Genomic DNA, 17,800 nt, shown 5'->3' on the forward strand with positions numbered 1-17,800 from the left:
TTATTTTTCGATTTCCACCTGACCGTACAGATACCTCGAAGTATCCAGCAGGTGACTGTAATCCTTAAACACCTCATCGACAATGGTGTTGGATTTTTTCACAATCTCTTTGATTTTTGGTTTCTCATAGTTTAAATCCAGCGCAAAGCTGTAGGTTTTTACCATATATTCAAAATAATCCTGATAGCTCAGGTCCATCCCGTCATTAATATTCCACTGCAGGGCCCTCTGAACGCCAAAAATTGTTCCAAGAGCCAGCTTAAGTTTCTTTTCATAGGGGATATCCTCCTCCATCAGTTCCATCAGCGCTGCATACTCATGCTTCTGGTTTCCATCATAAATAGAGGCCTCCAGAATATCATCTTTCATAATCTCAGTTGTGAAGCGCGCCATCTTATAGTCGTGCTCACGGATTCTCAGCGTCATGTTGGTAAAACAAAGGACATAAAGCAGAATATCCTGATCCGGTGTTAAATAATTTTTGAGATGGGCTGATAAAATGGTGTAGTCTTCTTTCAGAATGGCAACAGCAATATTGCGTTTGCTGCTAAAATGATAGGCGATCAGTCCAAGGCTGACGTTAGCCTCTGTGGCAATGCGGCGGTTGCCAATGAGATAGCCTTCCTCCAGAAATAGCCTTTTGGCTGTTTCATATATTTTCTGCTTGCTTTTTTTTCCCTTCATTCCGGCAACCTCCCTCGGTGTCTCTGTGATTTAATTTAAACATATTTTTGATCCTTAATCAAGTCTTTATCCAAAGAACTGGACGCGTTCAAAAATCATTGACTTTAGTAAAAAATAATGTTATTATTTTTTTATAATAAAACTGAACGCGTACAGTAAATAATCTAGGAGGGTTCTTCCATATGAGTGAAAATCAATTATCTGCTGGAGTACTTTCAAAAAATAAGCTTTTTGAAGACGTGTTTGATGGAAAGGTTCCGGAACGTGTACCACGCCTTGTCTTTGGTGACAACGCTTTCTGTCTTGAGTATGCCGGCTATGATCTGAGAAAAGAACAGTACAGCCTTGTAAAAAATCTGGATGCCATTGATCTGGCAACAAAAGATTTTGATTCCGATGTTGTTTTTGGCATGTTTTTGAGAATGCCGCATCTTTACAAAATGCTGGAAGCCATTAACTTTGTAATGGGCACAGACGGCTTTATCCAGCATCCTGAGGTGCAGGGCTTAAAAGATGATGAGTATGACGACTTTATCGCTGATCCCATTAAAACACTTTGGGACAAGGTACTGCCAAGACTGTACCCCGCTTTGGCGAAACCGGGTTTTGAAGGCCAGAAGGCTTTGTCTAAAGCGTTCTATACCTTCTTTACCTCCATGGGTGTCATGCAGCAGGGCTTTGGAAAAATTGCCGAAAAGTATGACAAATCCATCTATTCTATGGCCCCTGCCGCTTCCTGCACGCCACTCGACATTCTTTCCGACCAGCTGCGCTCCTTCTCAGGCATCAGCACGGATATGCGCCGCCGTCCCGAAAAGGTAGAGGCTGCCTGCAACGCACTGCTTCCTGTCGCGATCAAGGCCGGCTCCGGGCCAAACGCCAACCGCTATGTACGGACCTTTATTCCTCTCCATATGGCGCCATATATGCGTGAAAAAGATTTTAAACGCTTCTACTGGCCAACCTTTAAAGCCTATGTTGAGGCGCTGGACGCAAGAGGTATCGGCGCAAACCTGTTTGTTGAGCATGACTGGATGCGCTATCTTGACTATCTTAACGAGCTGCCGCCGCTGACACACATGAGCTTTGAGTTCGGCGACCCCAAGCTGATCGCCGAAAAGGTTGGAAAACGCCATGTTATCTCCGGCCTGTACCCGCTTACGCTGTTGAAAACAGGAACAAAACAGCAGTGTATTGACAAGGCAAAGGAATTAATCGACATTCTGGCTCCAGGAGGACAGTACATCTTTGCGCTCGATAAAAACCTGCTCAAAGCCCGGGATATTAATCCTGAAAATCTAAAAGCAGTTCTGAATTTTGTAAAAGAATACGGGAAATACTAAGGAGGGTTTATTATGGAAGATTTCAAATCCGAATATTATACAGACCTTAAGGAAACCATGGAAAAATATGATATTCCGCCGGAAGCAGTCGAATTTGCGGCTGACCCGATGCAGTCGCTCGAGGAAATGTTTTTCTCTTTTGCAAACTATTTGATCTCATAAACGAAAAGCCAGGATATCTCTTGATGAGAATCCTGGCTCTTATTGATTATTTAAATAAAATTGCTTATTAATCATCACATTTTGCAAGTGCTTTTGCAGCTAAATCAGCAGCGATAAAACTATAGAACATCATAATAAAATCTCTCCTTTCTCAAAGCACCATTTTTTCTTTGCTTTATTAACTGATTCTAGTTTACACTTTATCCCGCTTTTGGTCAAGCATCATTTTCACTTATTTACAATTTGTTACATTTTTTTACAAAGATGCGTAAAAAGGCGATTGCTGTTTTTTTCTTGATAATGCGTTTACAGCCGCTTTAGCAAAGGCTTTTCAATATTTTTTTATTAATTTGTTAAATTTCAAACCCATTTTTTATATTGATTATAATTAAGAATTTATTAAGTTTTTGTTTGAATATATTTATATTGGCAAAAAATACGTCAAGGGTAAATTTATACCTTTAAGAAAAATATTTTTTTAAAGGCGCTTATAAATTATTCTTCTTAAAATTTTCAAATACTGTTGTTTCACAATTCTCTATTTTTCCTAAACCGCCATCGATAATGGTTTATTCTCATCTTCAAGATAACGCAGCAGTATTCTGTTAAAATCATTATTCTTTTTTTGATCTGCCCTTGGATTCTCACCACAAATATCTACTCCGAGGACAGTCTGCCTGTTAAAAAGACAGCTTGTTATTTTTTGAAATTGTTCCAGGGTCAGACTCCCCTGGTCCCAGTTCGTATCGACGGCGGCAGTGGTAAAAACATCCTTGTCCAGGGACAGATAAGCGGGATAATGTACATGGCTGAGCGCAAAGGGCATCCAGTCATCGCTTCCTCCGATCCTTTTATCGCTATAGCAAAAAACCCGGCTTCTGTATTTTTTCTCAATTGCGCAAATCAAATCCTCCCGGGCGCCGACAATAAGCACCTCGCGAATATTCGGGCATTCGTCCAGCGCCCGTTTTACCCAGCAGCCACAGGAAAGAAGCTCTGGAAATCTGGCAGGCAGCATATCTGTATGATGATCGCAGATCACCAATGAGCAGGGCTCTTTGACCTGTTCAAGAAAAAAGCAGGACAGATAATGATAATTGCCAGAGCCAATAAAGCGTACCAGCCCTATGCTCTCTTCCCTTACAACCTTTCGCAGTTCAGCAGCCGCGGCTTTGTCGCAATAGGCGTTTGTTCCTGTTAAGCCTGTCAGATCAATTCATTGGTATGGCCGCCCGGTATAAAAATCCTGCTCTCTGTAAAGATCATCAAAATTAAAAATCGTTATTTTCATTTTTCACCTCATTACAAAAAAGGGAATGTTCTAAAAACATCCCCCATGGATCACTGTTTCTATTCGTCTTATATACACTATGAACTTTTCCTTTATGGGGATTTTCACTTCATAATATACCTTTAATCTGCATTAACATTATATTCATATATAATATTGATGTCAAATCAGCCTTTAAGCTCAGCAATTGCCTGTATAAACATATTTCAGATGATTCTCTGCGATCTCAGCCAGCCGGTAAACTGTTTCGATCTCAGTCGGTCCTCTGTCCAGCATTTGATAGCATGGGAAAAACCGCGACACATGCAGTGGGATTTCAGGATTAATACCGGCCAGCCACTCTGCCAGCGCATCCATTTCTGAATCACTGTCATTTTCTCCGGGAATGATCAGCGTTGTTACCTCAACATGGCAGTGTTCTGCCGCCAGGCGGATATTTGTCTTAACTGTGCTAAAATCGCCGCTCACCACCTCATAAAAGGATTCATTAAAAGCCTTTAAATCAATATTCATGGCGTCGATCAGAGGGAAAAGCGCTTCAAAATAGTTTGAACAGATATTGCCATTGGTCACTACCACATTTTTCATGCCTTTTTCATGAATAAGCGCTGCGCAGTCCCGCACAAACTCATAGCCGATCAGCGGTTCATTGTAGGTATAGGCAAGACCGATATTTCCTTTTTCCTTCAGGCTTTCCGCCTTGTCCGCCAGCATTTCCGGCGTGACTTGGATCGTTCGGTTGTCAAGTCCATTCATTGAAATCGAGCTGTTCTGGCAAAATGAACACCGGAGGTTACAGCCATAGCTGCCCACCGAAAGAATGGAGCTTCCTGGAAAAAAACGCTTCAGGGGTTTCTTTTCAATGGCATCCACAGCTACTGCGGTAAGCCAGCCGTAATTTTCACTGACAATCCGGCCGCCATTATTGCACCGGGCCTGGCAAAAGCCTGTCCGGCCTTCCTCTATAACACAATGGTGCGGGCATAAATCACAGGTTATTTTCATAAATGACGCACCACCTCAAACCGCTCCAGCCCGCAGGCTTCATCGGATGGTATTCCGGCTTTTTGTTTCGCAATGGCGATCTGCTGTTCCACACTGTCTACGCCATCAAGATTCGGCAGGAGTAATCCCCGCTTCTGCCCTTTTGTAACGATCACCCCATAGCGGTGGGGATCAAGAGCATCGGGCGAATCAATGGCCTCCGGCGGACTCAACACATCCACACTGTAGGCAAGTTCATTCAGCTCTGAAGCCTTAACCTGCGGAAACCGAGGGTCTGACAGTCCTGCGCTGACAGCATTCCTCAAAATTTCTTCTGCCACACTGGCCGTTACAGGAGAAATTGTTCCAATGCAGCCACGAAGCTTTCCATGTTTTTTCAGGGAAACAAAAACACCTGCCTGCCGGCTTGTCAGCTCTTCTGGCAGGTCATTTGGCAGCTGGGCCGGCACGCCGGTCTTTATGTAGGCTTCGAGCGCATAACGCGCCAGACGGACATAAGCATCCTCCTGGCTTTTCAGGTCTTTCAGCCGAGTTTCCTCCCACCTTTCATATTGTTTTTCAAAATGGTGGTCTGAAGCCTTGCCTGCTGGATAAAAGGCCGCTACCGCATAGCCTACCCCAAAGGGGCCTTCATAGGACAAAAGCTCTGGGTCTACTGCCATTCCATCCAGGGCTCCGGCCATGATAGCAAAAGAACCAAGCCCGCATTCGGCCGCCCTTTCATAAAAACCTGGCTCGTAGGTCAAAAGCTTCAAAAAATCCGCATGCTCCATGGCTGACGTCACATCTGCGTCAAACGCTGGCCCTTCAGGGGCAAAACCGTAAGGCCCTTCCTGTTTTAATTTATGGGACAAATCGCCGCTGGCAATGATCACAATCCGGCGGTCAAGCTTGTCGGCCGCCTTTGCAATACTCTCGCCAAAGCGGTAGTGGTCAATCATCGGCAAGCCTGAAAGGCCTATGCGCACCACCTCAAAAGAAAGGTTAAAGGCTTCAAGAAAACGCAGCGGAATCAGCGTGCCGTGGTCAAGCCTTGAATCCTTTTCGCCGAGCGTCCCGGCTGGAATACCATCTTCCTCAGCCTGAATGCCAATGGCCTTTGCAAGCACTTCGTCATAGGAGGCTTCTACCGTAACACCGCTGACACCAAAGTCACGCAGATCACCCTGTGCCCCGCTCCCCGGTGAAATATGAAAATAATCGGCATACATGATTGAATGGGGAGAGGTAATCACGATGGTATCCGGCTTCAGCTCTGCAATATGTTCTGCCACAGCTCTGTAAGCTCTGGCTGTTTTTTCAATCTTCTGTTCCTCGCCGCGCCCCACTTCCGGCAAAATAATGGGCGGATGCGGCACAATAAAAGCACCAAGCACAGACATCTTCAACACCTCTTTTTTCTTTTTAATATATCACACCAATAAAAAAATCTCCTTAAGCTTTGGCAATTTCTGTAAACTTTAATCTTTATACCGCAATAAAGGGTACAGCCTTTTTACCAGCTGTACCCTTTCGAGATGAACATTTATAAACTTTTAAAAGCCTCTAGACCATCGCGATAGGCCTGACATACATTCCCGTCGCACATTTAACTTTTGCGGGCAGACAGATAAAGCAGAATTCATAGCATTTATCCTTTGCCAGCTGGTCCAGCTGCAGGTATTCAATAATATGAACGGCCTGCTGGATCAACAGATAGTGGTGCACTGGCTGCGGATGCTCCGGCACAGAGGATGAACCATCTGCGTTAAAACCGTCAATACAAGCCATATCATCGCCAACCAGAAAAGCGCCATTGCCTTCTACCAGGTACCGGGCGGCGGAAATACCCAGGCCGGCATCACAGCAGGCTTCAGGTCCCGGCCAGTTTTCACCGGTTCTCAGCAGCACGGCGTCGCCTTTTTTCAGCTCAACGCCTTCCCATTTTGCGCAGCCATCGCAGTCCTCAGCGGTAATAATATAGTTGGGGTCCAGCCGCTCTACTCCTTTATAGCCTGCAATGTCCAAAAGCACGCCCCGCATCACCATTGGCGGAATCTTGGAAATATCGCATTTGACCGGGCCATAATTGGTGCTGTAACGGTCGGCGGAGTAGCCATTATACCAATGGTTATCCTCGCCGGTTGTCCAGTGGCACAGTGCGTCAATATGGGTGCCTGCATGAAGCGGCGCAATGAGCATTTCTGTGTTTAGTCCCATTTTATAGGCGTCCTTGCTGCTGTCCAGCATTCCCCCGTCCTCAGACCAGTTGAACTCTGGGCTCAGCCCGCTGCCCTTCATATTTTTACGGCCAGACGGCGAGGCGTAGGCTAATATATCGAAGCCGCAGTGTCCTGCCCAGACAGGCATGCCCTTAAAACGTTCGGTCTCCAAATCATATATTTTCCCCTTTTTAATATACTGGACTGCCTTCAGGACAAGCTCTGGTGTCAGATCATTCATGACGCCGACTTCGTCTTCTTCGCCCCATTCACCCCAACGGTTGCTTTCCATCCAGCTGTTATCATAGTAATCTTTCATTTTACTTCTCTCCTCTATCTCTGTTTAAAATAAATTTTTCATATATCCCTGTTGATCCCAGTTGATCTGCACTTTTCCCATGATCTCAACCCTGCCCTCAAGCTCTGGCAGCAGTGCTTCTGAAACGATAAGCTCCTGCAGCTCCAATGTGTTTTTAGCCAGGACCATTCTCGCATTTTGAGCTGTGACATACCGGTTGCAGCAGTTCAGCGCAGTTTCAATCGCCTCCCGGTCATTTTGGGCGACAACCGGCATAAATCCACGTTCCAGAAACCCTGACGTCATTGTGTTGACATAGGTAGGCTCAAGATCAATCTTTTCATACATTCTGCGGGTAATTAAATCCGCGATTCCCACACCGATGGCATTGTGGTGGCTTTCCTCGGTCAGATCCAGGCAGACAATGCGGTAAATATCTGGAAGCTGGTCCGACATATTCCGAATAAGGTAACGGCCGACAATGTTAGGATCAATCCCAGTTCCGCTGATGTTTTTACCCATTTCCTGTAAAACCAGAACATCCAGCTTATCACAGGGAAGCGCGGGCAGAAGTGCCTTTGCTTCCTTCAGCAGCTCACGCTCACGCGCTTCAATACGCTCCACAGGCAGCACCTCAATTTTAGCTGTCCGGTCCTGCTGGTTTTCCAAAATGGCTATCCCCATCAAAATCGGCATTTTATCCATGATAATCCGGGCCGATTCGGGCATGAGAACACTCAGGCCATAGACGCCCCGGCGGTGGATGGTGGATGCGCCGCGCTGTTTTCCAAGCCCAATGACCATCTGCTTCATGATACCGCTCTCGATTTCACCATGAAAATCTGTGTGTGGCTTAATCCGGTTGACCATGATGATACCATCCATTGAGCAGGCATTTTGATCAAAATGTACCGGTACCCCCTCTTTTGTATAACCAATCGTATTCGTTTCCATTGAGGACAAAAAAGGCGCGCCCATGCTCTCTTCAGTAATGCCATAGCCTTCCAGAACTTCCAGCTGTCCTTCTGCTGTCGCGCCGCCATGGCTTCCCATTGCAGGAATGATAAAAGGCTCTGCCTTTCTTTCCCTTACACAATCCACTACTGCCTTTACAATCCGGCTATAGTGATAAATTCCACGGCTCCCTGCCGCGATACCAATCCGGCTGCCTGGCTTGATCCGCTCTTTATAGCGGCTCATCTGGCGCGCAACCGTATCCTCAGGATCCTCTAAAAAAGCAGTTTTCCATTTTTGCCGTATGCGGTATAGCTCTGGTATTAATGACGGTCCAAATTCAATCAACGCATCCCCTCCTTTATCTGTACGTTGTTTTCAGGAGAAGATGTTTCATTTCAGAACATATTTTGTTCTCTACTCTTACTCCCTTAGGTCAGACGTATTCTATCACCATGATTCAGGGACTTCAAGAAAGTAAAGAGTCGAAAGTGTTTTATTATAAATCATTTTTCAGTTTTCGCCAGAGTGTACTTCGGCTGATCCCAAGCCTTTTTGCCACCTTGGACTGGTTATGGTTTTCCTGCTTCAGCAAAATCGTAATAATATCCCGCTCAATGTCTTCCAGAGGCTGGTCGAGATTTAACCCTGTATCTTTTTTTCTTTTTCTGCCGGATATCGGTTTTGGTTTTTTAAAAGATACCCAAGCCTGTCTTTTGAGATATAGAGGGTATTAGACTCTAAAACCAGCTCCTTGACCAGATTCCGAAGCTCCTTAATATTAAAATGCCACGGAAGTGTCTCTAAAAGACTGTAGGCTTCCTCCTGAAACCCGACAATCTCTTTGCCATATTCGCTGTTAAATTGTGTTATAAAAAGACTGCTGAGATTGCGGATATCTTCCTTACGGTTCCGCAATGGCGGCAAGAAGATCTGAATACCGCTGAAAAAAGTATACATTTCAGAGTGGAGAATCCCCTTTTGGATCATTTCCTCAAGGGATATTTCTGAGGACGCCAGGAGCTTCAGTCTCTTAATCGAGGCGGCCTGGTGCAAAAAGGACAACAAAAGAAGCTGGGTGGACAGATCCAGATGGTCAATGTCATTAAAAAAAATAATTTTAGATTTTTTGTTATCAATGAGTGAAAACAACGTGTCAAAGACTTCGTCGCTCTCACTGCAGTTCAGGGCCATACAGTTTACCTGGATGAATTCTTTATTTTTTTGCTGTTTTTCACGATGAATGGACAGGGCAAAATCCTCCCGGCCAGTGCCCTGCTCACCATAAATTAAAATCGGCTTATAGTTCTCGCAATTTGCCTGTGCTGTCTGTATGGCCCTTTTCATCAAAGCGTTGCTGCTCTCAAACCGGGACAGAATCATTGTATTCCTGCCAAAATCATTATCCAGCTTGATGATATTCTTTTCTTTCAGCCGCTGGCTCAGGTAGCGTTTTCCATACAAGAGATAGCGCTTCTCTTTCCCCTCGATCAAAGATCCCTCGACATGCCACAACTCATCGCCCATCGTCAGATTAAAAACAACATGCCCTTTCAGGTCGATCTGGTCCTTGTAGCGCTGAATATCTGAATGTGCTCTGATCCCTTCGAACATCTCTGCTTTGTCATTGGTAAAAAAGATATTTCCGTCCTCATCAAACACATCAATGCGGACTGCCTCATTGGCGATGAGCTTTTTATAAAAATTGCGCTCTTCGCGGAGATAGGAAAGCTGTCCATACATTTTCTTTGCCTGCTCCAGCGCCTTGGAAACACTTTCTCGGCCAGAGGTGATCATGGCATGGTTCAGGCCGATGCTGTCCGCTGCTTTTGCTGTGATCACATCGCCGGCAACAAAATTATAGCCCTGGCTCTGCAGACTGGAAAGCATGGGAAAAAGCTCATTTTCGCTGTTGATCTCAAAACAGTCAATTTCATACTGGAGCAAATCGCACAGCACATAAATACTTTTGATAATGGCCGAAAACCCCACCACAGCGGTTTTTCCCGTATAGGTCTGAAGCAGACGGATCAGACGCACCATATCATAACCGGAAATATCGATATAAACAACCGGGATATGGGTCGCCTCCTCAATCAGACCAGCGGTGCGCCCCCGGGAGAGCACAAAATCATAAGTGTCATCCTGATAATGCTCCTTAAAAATTTTCAGGCCTTCATACATATCCCCGACAAAAAGATCGGCCGAAATATCCGGCTCCTGCCCAAGGACTTCCGCCACTGTTTTCATGAGGCCTTTGTAAGGCAAAATTCCAAGAATTTTCATAAAACTGCTCCTGTATAAGCTAACATTCTTTCAACCACATCTTCTCTTCCCAATCCACCTGCCTTTGAAATGACGCGGTAGCCTCCTGTCTCGGACAATACCACCCCTGGCTCAATCTCCTCGACTGGCCTCAGCTCGCTGAGCTTTAAATGGTTAAGCACTGCCAGAAGTGTATCCCCGCCAAAAACAGCAAGATCCTTATAGCCAAATGTTTCAGCCGCGCGCTTTGTAATGTAACCCAGACGGTCTGCAATCCGCGCTCTCTCGACACTGCGCTCAGGCCGGAACGGGCTCTTACTTTCAACATCAGAGCTCGCCAGAATCATTGTATGCCCAGCCTGGCTTTCCATATCCCTCAGCAGCCGATTCAAACCCTGATACCCATTTTCACTCAGCTCAAGATAATCCGAAAGCTTGAAAAGGGGAATGCCCAGGGCCTTCGCTTTTTCAAGCTGGCGTGCCGAAACCGGGCAGATACTGCCGCACATTAACAGTAAAGGCCGTGGTATCTTCAAAGCCTTTGTCTCCTGTATCTTCATCTTCAAAAGGGAAGGCAGAAATGCTGCAAAGCCTGCGCAGCCGGAAAAAACACTGAGATGGCTGAAGGCGTTTAACTGTCCGGCAATCTTTTCCATATCTCTCTGGCTCCCGGCATCAAAAACATAGATCCCCTCTGCTTCCAGATCAAGGTGTGCGAGCCCAGTGACTGGAACTTCATAAACTGGAATCGCGCACTGGCTGTGTATGATCTCAGAAATACGACTGGAAATGACTGGATTAAAAGGATCCTGCGCAAAGGTTGTCTCTGAAAGCGGCGTCTTGTCAATATACTGCAGGCCGCCCCGTGTGTACCTTTTGTTTTCCGGATAGGCTGGCGCCAGCATTACCTGTTCTGCTTTCATTCCCTTCATACAGCCGTACAGCTCTGCCCCAATGTTTCCCCTGAGGGTCGAGTCTATTTTTTTATAAAGAAAGGGAACCCCTGCTTTTTTAATCGTCTCGGATATCTCACAAAGCTTTTGACCAGCCTTTTCCTTTGTTAAATGTCTGGACTCTGTATTGATGACCAGCACCTCACAGTCACCGGCTGTACACATGCAGCCATCAATCTGCTGTGTTACAACGGTATTGATTCCCAGTTTGCCAAACTGTATGCCTGTATCGAGCGCTCCGGTAAAATCATCCGCCAGCACGACAAGCCTGATCATTGCCGTTTCTCCCTGCCGCGCGCCATAACTGCCGCCATGTGCAGGGCATCAATCATGGATTCCTCATTGGCTTTTCCTGTCCCTGCCACCTCGAAGGCGGTTCCGTGGTCCACAGAGGTTCTTATGATCGGCAGGCCAACCGTACAGTTCACACCGCTCATACTGGTAAAAGCACCGGTTCCAGCATCCATCTTAAACCCACAGAGCTTAAGCGGAATATGACCCTGGTCATGATACATGGCCACCACCATATCATAGGCGCCGCCAAGCGCTTTTACAAAAACCGTGTCCGGCGAAACTGGGCCAATGACCCTTATGCCTGCCTTCTGAGCCGCCTCTATGGCCGGAATAATCTCAAGGGCTTCCTCATCGCCAAAAAGACCGCCTTCTGAACAGTGCGGGTTAAAGCCTGCCACCCCTATTCTGGGGGAATCAATCCCCAGAAGCCGCAGCGTTTCATCCGCCAGACAGATTGTATCGTAAATCCGGTCTTTTTTGACCATGTCGCACACCTTGCGGATTGACGCATGGGTAGTTACGTGGATCACCCTCAGCTTTTCACCCGTCAGGACCATACGGTATGTTTTCGCGCCAGTATAATGGGCGAAAATTTCTGTATGCCCTGAAAAATGATGCCCTGCGAGATTCAGCGCTTCCTTGTTAATCGGGCCAGTCACCACACCGTCGAGAATCCCCTCCATAGCAAGTGTAATACCCTTTTTTATAAATTGGAATCCCGCATCGCCGCAGCCCGCGTCAACCTTACCGAACTCCCAGTTATCTTCCTTAAAAATTTCCATATCAATATATGGCAGCGCGTCTTTCTCAAGATGAGCCAGGGTTTCCTTTAGGCTGCCCTCCTTGACGGCAATCAGTTTCTTTTTAATTTTCGTGATTTTCAGAGCATTTTCCAGTACTTTTTTATCCCCGACAGCCACCGGGCTGCACACTTCCAAAATCTTCTGACAGGCCATTGCTTTCAGCGTGATCTCTGGTCCAATACCTGCCGGATCGCCAATTGTAATCCCTAAAATAGGCTTCATATCCTTCTTCCCCCTTTTTTGTCTGTTCAAATATCAAACACTTCCAGACATATTCTTTTCTGGTTTTTATACTATCGGATTCCGCATTCTTTTTCAATCCGGATTATGTTTCATAATCAAACACTTCCGGGCATAAAGTCGCTTATGGCAATAAAAAAGCACAGATGCTCTGAGCATTTACACTCAGGCATTTGTGCTTTTTATTACTTGTAAAATTTTAGAATACCAGGGACCGGTCCTTGAACCAGAAGGATTTTTTATCCCAGGTGTATTCCAGCTCTGTCCCCATTTTCTCAAAAAAAGTATTGATCACTTCATACAGGGCTTCATTCGCCTTGGGATTACCAGCATTGTTCAGGCTCTCAATCCACATGCTTTGGGAACCGCAGGCATCGCTCAGATGAATTTTATAATCCAGATGTTTTTCCTGTAAAAGCTGATTCAACGCGCCAATTTCTCTAAAAGTAACAATCATATGATAACCTTCTTTCCTGATTTGTATGTTTAAAATTCTTATTATATTTTTTATCCTATGGGTTAAGACCTGCCAGCTGAACGCTGAAGCAGTCGCCGATTTCAAAATGCAGTGTTTCAACGACTTTTCTGGATTTTCGCAGGTTATCCTGAATCCGCTTTTTATCCAGCACCAGAAATCGGTAATACTCTGTCAAAAAAATATCAATTGCGTCGCCATAGGCAATATCAATCTTTTTCCCAAGCACATCTCTGAAAAACTGAATCTCCATTCCCGATGTCAAAGAGGCGATGGCGTCAAAGTAGGTCTTATCCTTAATCATCGCGCTGGTCTCAAACTTCAGCCCGTTCTCAAAGCGCTTCTGTATGAAATAATCTTTCAAATCAATGGTCATCTGCGCAAAACTTTCGAGAATCGAAATGTCTTTATAAAACTGCTTTATCTGCTCATTGGCGTTTATGCACTCAAAATAAGCGCGGTACTCAATCATATCTACGAGCAGATAATCATTTTTAGCCGTATAATCCTTCAAAGGCTCCTCAAGCACCAGCGCAATATCATTGACAAAATCCTTAAAAATACTGATTGCCACAGATTCCTTGCCCTCAAAATAATAAGTGAACAAGCCTAACTTTGATTCGGCGTCTGTAATAATATCTTTAATGGTTGTCGCGCCATAACCCTTCAAGTAAAAAAGTTTTTTTGCACTGCTGTACAGCGAAGTCTTTGTCTCAGTTCCATTTTTATAGTTTGCCATAATCCACCTCATGTTTATTATAGCATGACTTTTTGTAAAAAAAAGATAAATTTAAAAAAGGCTTGACAAATTTGTACACATACTATATATTGTAATCATACAATATTGTATATGTACAAAACATGAAGGGAAAATTTGAAATGGAAGAAAAAATTGAGCGGATAAAAAGTACCATGGCCGGAAAACCAACCGACCGTGTGCCAGTGATACTGGATTTTGAAATCAGCTATGCCTGTGAGTACGCGGGCATTGATTTTCTGGAAGCAACCTGGAATTATGATAAAATCATTGAAGCCTATGAAAAAATTTTAGACACTTTTGAAATGGATGCCAACCTGGGTATGGGGTGGCTTCCTCCCCAGCGCAACGAAATTTTAGGAAGCAAAACGTGGATTCAAAACCGGCGAAACGGAACCATGCAGCATCCCGAGGTCATGAGCCTGAGTGCGGATGATTATCCGGCACTGATCGAAGACCCCCTGCGCTGCATTGTTGAAAGAGTACTCCCGGGTATGTACAGCGCCCTGGGTAAGGACAGCGTCAAGGACATTACAGCCATTTCCAAGGCTTTACTGTTTGAAAAAAGGCAGGTCACAGATTTTTATAATAAGCTCTATGACCTTACTTACGCTAAAGGTGTTCCCATTTACTATGGCACCATGTTTTATGCTCCCTTTGATCTGCTGGGCGACCATCTGCGCGGTATTACTCAGATTTCTATGGATCTTCGGCGGAAAAAGCGCGAATTGGAAGCCGCCTGTGAGGCGCTTGCGCCGGTTATGACCGACTATGTCGAAAATACCCTGCCCGTTGACGCCGATGGTATTTCCTGCGCCTGCTCCTGGGTGCACTTACCGCCAATGATCAGCCCCAGACATTTTGAGAAATTTTTCTGGCCTACCTTTAAAAAGGTTTGTGACACGCTGGGTGCAAAGGGGCATACCCTGTATTTGCAGTTCCAGGGCGATTACACAGATGGACGCTATTTTGACTATTATTCCGAGCTCCCTGAGGGAAAGGTTATTTTGGCCGTGGAGCACCAGGACTTTAAAAAGACGCTGGACATTCTCGGCTCTAAAAATATGGTCTGCTGCTCTTATCCTCTGGATTATCTGACAAATTATTCTACAGAGGAATGTCTGGACAAAGCCCGTGAGCTCATGGATATTGGCATGGAAACCAAACGATTTTACTTCGGTTTTAACAAACCTGCTTTCAGTTTTAAGGACGCACCGCCCGAAAAAATGAAAGCAGTGATTGATTTTGTCAATGCGTATGGAAAATATTAAGGAGATTAGACAAATGCTTAAAGAAAAAGAAAAAATTGAAGCCCTGGTCAGTGAGTATGATGAACTGTATCAAACGCTGATTCGAGATTGTATGACCGAAACGGAAAAAGAATTTGAAACCTTTATTCTAAGCTTAATTATGTAGGGAGTCTATAAAATGAACGAAGTAAATAAAAGTAATTTTACAAAAGGAATTATCTATGGCGGGATTGCGGGTGTTTTATGGGGAACCCTCGGCGTTTTTATCGCATTACTCCAAAATCTGGGGCTGAACGATGTGGCGGTCTCCTCCATGGGGCCGATGATTGTTATCCTGTTCTATGGGATAAAAACCCTGATCAAAAACCCAAAGGCCTTTAACATTGGGTGGAGACGTGTACTGATTGTCCTGGTGGGCGGTGGAATTGCCAATGCAGTGCTGTACTACTCCTACGCTCGGGCTCTCAACTATCTGAGCACCGGTGTTTTTTCCATCCTTGAGTTTTCCCATGTTTTTATTCTGATGCTTCTGTCCTCCTTTATTTTTAAATACAAAATAACCAAGGGCAAGATCGCCTCGCTGGGACTGGCCATTATCGGTCTGGCACTGGTTCTGAATGTCTTTTCACCCGATGCTTTTATCGCACCCTCAGGTATTATGTGGATGGCGCTTAACTGGGTAGCCAACTGCGCGATTGCCCTGATCATCAAATGGGCTTTAAATAACGAGATTGACAATGATGTGGTCATCACTTATTATAACCTTGGAGCGGCTCTGATCTACTGGGTTGTCTGCCCTCCCTGGGCCGTCATTGGCCAGATCGCTTCCGCTCAGAATGTCCTGCTTCTTATTCTGATCATTATCGCCTATGGACTGCTGACACAGATTCTTTCATCTTATGTCTGGGTAAAATCTTTTTCGCTGGTCGATCCTGCCATCACCAACATGATGAATGCTTTCTCGCCGATCACGGCCTCTATTCTCGGTTATTTTATCTTTGGACAGGTTATCTCATTCCCGCAAATCATTGGTATTGCCGTCGTGATTCTCGCGGTTATTGTCCTGAACAAGACCGGAGCGGCTGAAGAGCTTTAAACTTATTTGACATATACACCGCTGATAGAAAAAAGACATTTTCCACAGAGTACAACTGGGAAAATGTCTTTTTCCATACTTTTTTATATCATTGATGGATCGCTTCACCCAAGGCCTGAACAACCGCCGGATCATACAGGATGCCGCTTTCCTTACAGATGTTTTCGTACGCTTCATCCGGCTGCCTGCCCGACTCCTGCAAATGGTCAAAAGCATTGGCGACAGCACAGACTCTGGCAATAACTGGTATATCCTGTCCGCTTACCATTTTGGGGTTATCCTTACCGTCATAACGATAGTGATGAAACCGGCAGAGATCTGCAGCGACACTGCAGAAAATCTGTTCCGCGAAACAAGTCGTTTTTGTTTCATAAAGATTTCTAAAAAACTGTGCGCCCATTGTACAATGGCCAGGAGTGTCTTCTGTTTCCGCTTTTCCAATGTCGTGATAATCCACCGGAGACATTTCTTCCAACTGCCAGATTGAAAGCAGTTCTTCACGCCCCAATTCTTTTATTATTTTCCTTATCCAGCTGCCTGTACGCAGGCAATGCTGCCGAACGCTTTCCGAACAGCGCTCAAACTGAGTCTTAATCAATGCTTGCATGCTCTCTACCTTTATTGTGATTCCTTAGAATACAGGGTATATTTTTTAATGAAAGTTCGTAGAATACCATATTTCACGACAATTTATGCCGCTTTTCCATATATTGTTGAGTTTAGTTTGTCCAAAAGTACCATTTCTTGTTTTTTGTGGAGATCTGTAATGTGCAGATAGATGTTCATGGTGACGGCTGTTTCTGAATGGCCCAAAATTTCACTGATGATCTGTATGTCCATTCCACTTTCCTTTGCTCTGGTCGCAAAGGTGTGCCGGAGATCATGAAAACGATAATTATCTAGTTTTAGAACAGAAATAATCTTTTTAAAATAGCGCTGTATGGTTCTCACATCATAGGCTGACCCACCTTTTTTTGCAATTACAAAAGCCTCTGGTTTTGCAGTGCTTTTTTCGTATCCTTTGAGTGACTTCATTAAAATGGATGTAATGGGAATTGATCGAAAAGCCTTCGGGGATTTTGGCGTGCCTATCTGGTTAATGGTTTTGCGCTGACCGGCTTCATGATTTTTTACACGCTGAACATTTCTGCGAACTTGAATAAACCCATTTTTCAGATCAATATCTTTCCATTGCAGCGCCGCAATCTCGCTGATGCGCATCCCAGCGAAGAGGCCGAGCTGTACGGCCAGGCTCAGGTTATGCTCATGTGCTAAAAGCCAGTGTGTCAGGGCTTTTTGGTCTTCAATTGTCAGAATTTTCCCTGTTGTGGTCTGCCATTTTTTCTGAATAACGATGTGCCCGCAGGGATTTTTATTAATCAATCCAGCTTCCACTGCCTTTTCCATAATTGATGATAACCTGCCGATAATACCCCGAATCGTAGAGGTATTAAGCGCTCTTCTCTCCAGCGTTTTTACAAAATCCTGCACTACTTCAACGGTTATAGTATCCAAGCGGAGATCACCCAGTTCTGGCAACAAATAGCGTTCAATAATCCGCTGGTAATTGGTGAGTGTAGACTCCTTAATCTTTCCTTCATCGCCACGCTTTCTTATCCATTCGCGGCTGAACGCTTCCAGCGTTACTGACCTTTTTGAGAAAAAATGACGAATTGATTCTGACCACATTAAAAATGTTTTTTTCATAATCGTGCCTCCCTACTAAAAA

19 protein-coding genes are annotated in these 17,800 nt (G+C 44.9%); 5 read left to right on the forward strand and 14 right to left on the reverse strand.

The features are described 5' to 3' along the window. Positions 1 to 684, reverse strand: a complete 684-nt coding sequence (locus FYJ53_RS20040; RefSeq protein WP_148428821.1) for a TetR/AcrR family transcriptional regulator — start codon at positions 682 to 684, stop codon at positions 1 to 3. 182 nt (positions 685 to 866) lie between these two features. Here FYJ53_RS20040 and FYJ53_RS20045 point away from each other — a divergent pair, with 182 nt between their 5' ends. Next, a complete protein-coding gene (locus FYJ53_RS20045) occupies positions 867 to 2,027 on the forward strand; it encodes a uroporphyrinogen decarboxylase family protein (RefSeq protein WP_154557700.1) in 1,161 nt (386 codons plus the stop codon). 12 nt (positions 2,028 to 2,039) lie between these two features. Beyond that, positions 2,040 to 2,189 carry a hypothetical protein gene (locus tag FYJ53_RS21260; RefSeq protein ID WP_013380344.1) on the forward strand — a complete coding sequence of 50 codons (150 nt, stop codon included), beginning with the start codon at positions 2,040 to 2,042 and terminating at the stop codon, positions 2,187 to 2,189. A 547-nt stretch (positions 2,190 to 2,736) separates the two neighbouring features. Here FYJ53_RS21260 and FYJ53_RS20050 read toward each other — a convergent pair. The 11 genes from FYJ53_RS20050 to FYJ53_RS20100 form a co-directional block, all read right to left on the reverse strand. Beyond that, positions 2,737 to 3,405, reverse strand: a complete 669-nt coding sequence (locus tag FYJ53_RS20050) for an arginase family protein (RefSeq protein ID WP_148428817.1) — start codon at positions 3,403 to 3,405, stop codon at positions 2,737 to 2,739. A 255-nt stretch (positions 3,406 to 3,660) separates the two neighbouring features. After that, positions 3,661 to 4,485, reverse strand: a complete 825-nt coding sequence (gene amrS / locus FYJ53_RS20055) for an AmmeMemoRadiSam system radical SAM enzyme (protein WP_148428815.1) — start codon at positions 4,483 to 4,485, stop codon at positions 3,661 to 3,663. After that, positions 4,482 to 5,867 carry an AmmeMemoRadiSam system protein A gene (gene amrA / locus FYJ53_RS20060; RefSeq protein WP_148428813.1) on the reverse strand — a complete coding sequence of 462 codons (1,386 nt, stop codon included), beginning with the start codon at positions 5,865 to 5,867 and terminating at the stop codon, positions 4,482 to 4,484. Before amrA ends, amrS begins: the two co-directional genes overlap by 4 nt. A gap of 163 nt (positions 5,868 to 6,030) precedes the next feature. Then, a complete protein-coding gene (locus FYJ53_RS20065) occupies positions 6,031 to 7,005 on the reverse strand; it encodes a cyclase family protein (RefSeq protein ID WP_013380336.1) in 975 nt (324 codons plus the stop codon). Between the two features lie 24 nt (positions 7,006 to 7,029). After that, positions 7,030 to 8,286, reverse strand: a complete 1,257-nt coding sequence (locus FYJ53_RS20070; RefSeq protein ID WP_148428811.1) for a DUF362 domain-containing protein — start codon at positions 8,284 to 8,286, stop codon at positions 7,030 to 7,032. 151 nt (positions 8,287 to 8,437) lie between these two features. After that, positions 8,438 to 8,617, reverse strand: a complete 180-nt coding sequence (locus FYJ53_RS21940; protein ID WP_148429041.1) for a helix-turn-helix domain-containing protein — start codon at positions 8,615 to 8,617, stop codon at positions 8,438 to 8,440. Further along, entirely contained in the window at positions 8,581 to 10,224 is a 1,644-nt protein-coding gene (locus tag FYJ53_RS20080; protein ID WP_148428809.1) for a sigma-54-dependent Fis family transcriptional regulator, read from the reverse strand. Before FYJ53_RS20080 ends, FYJ53_RS21940 begins: the two co-directional genes overlap by 37 nt. Continuing rightward, positions 10,221 to 11,432, reverse strand: coding sequence for a four-carbon acid sugar kinase family protein (locus FYJ53_RS20085; RefSeq protein WP_148428807.1), 1,212 nt, complete (start codon positions 11,430 to 11,432; stop codon positions 10,221 to 10,223). The genes FYJ53_RS20080 and FYJ53_RS20085 overlap by 4 nt, the downstream gene beginning before the upstream one ends. Then, the gene (pdxA, locus tag FYJ53_RS20090; protein ID WP_148428806.1) at positions 11,429 to 12,475 is read right to left on the reverse strand and encodes a 4-hydroxythreonine-4-phosphate dehydrogenase PdxA; all 1,047 of its coding nucleotides are present in this window, start codon (positions 12,473 to 12,475) and stop codon (positions 11,429 to 11,431) included. Before pdxA ends, FYJ53_RS20085 begins: the two co-directional genes overlap by 4 nt. Positions 12,476 to 12,692: 217 nt before the next feature. Next, positions 12,693 to 12,950, reverse strand: a complete 258-nt coding sequence (locus tag FYJ53_RS20095) for a hypothetical protein (protein WP_013380331.1) — start codon at positions 12,948 to 12,950, stop codon at positions 12,693 to 12,695. Positions 12,951 to 13,005: 55 nt separating this feature from the next. After that, the gene (locus tag FYJ53_RS20100) at positions 13,006 to 13,707 is read right to left on the reverse strand and encodes a TetR/AcrR family transcriptional regulator (protein WP_013380330.1); all 702 of its coding nucleotides are present in this window, start codon (positions 13,705 to 13,707) and stop codon (positions 13,006 to 13,008) included. Positions 13,708 to 13,847: 140 nt separating this feature from the next. On the opposite strand from FYJ53_RS20100, the gene FYJ53_RS20105 reads away from it, so the two are divergent. From FYJ53_RS20105 to FYJ53_RS20110, 3 genes are read left to right on the forward strand one after another with little or no spacing between them, the layout of a single operon-like run. Continuing rightward, the gene (locus FYJ53_RS20105; protein WP_227930283.1) at positions 13,848 to 14,996 is read left to right on the forward strand and encodes a uroporphyrinogen decarboxylase family protein; all 1,149 of its coding nucleotides are present in this window, start codon (positions 13,848 to 13,850) and stop codon (positions 14,994 to 14,996) included. Positions 14,997 to 15,009: 13 nt separating this feature from the next. Continuing rightward, positions 15,010 to 15,141 carry a hypothetical protein gene (locus FYJ53_RS21705; protein WP_256168568.1) on the forward strand — a complete coding sequence of 44 codons (132 nt, stop codon included), beginning with the start codon at positions 15,010 to 15,012 and terminating at the stop codon, positions 15,139 to 15,141. A 12-nt stretch (positions 15,142 to 15,153) separates the two neighbouring features. Continuing rightward, positions 15,154 to 16,071, forward strand: coding sequence for a DMT family transporter (locus tag FYJ53_RS20110; RefSeq protein WP_090415157.1), 918 nt, complete (start codon positions 15,154 to 15,156; stop codon positions 16,069 to 16,071). Between the two features lie 88 nt (positions 16,072 to 16,159). On the opposite strand, the gene FYJ53_RS20115 is transcribed toward FYJ53_RS20110, so the two are convergent. Both FYJ53_RS20115 and FYJ53_RS20120 read right to left on the reverse strand, forming a co-directional pair. Continuing rightward, positions 16,160 to 16,678 carry an HD-GYP domain-containing protein gene (locus FYJ53_RS20115; RefSeq protein WP_073383040.1) on the reverse strand — a complete coding sequence of 173 codons (519 nt, stop codon included), beginning with the start codon at positions 16,676 to 16,678 and terminating at the stop codon, positions 16,160 to 16,162. A gap of 83 nt (positions 16,679 to 16,761) precedes the next feature. Then, on the reverse strand, positions 16,762 to 17,778 hold the full coding sequence (locus tag FYJ53_RS20120) for a site-specific integrase (protein ID WP_154557703.1): 1,017 nt from the start codon (positions 17,776 to 17,778) through the stop codon (positions 16,762 to 16,764). Between the last annotated feature and the right edge of the window lie 22 nt (positions 17,779 to 17,800).

This window comes from Eubacterium sp. BL-380-WT-2B (assembly GCF_009696115.1).
GTDB lineage: Bacteria > Bacillota > Clostridia > Eubacteriales > Eubacteriaceae > Eubacterium > Eubacterium callanderi.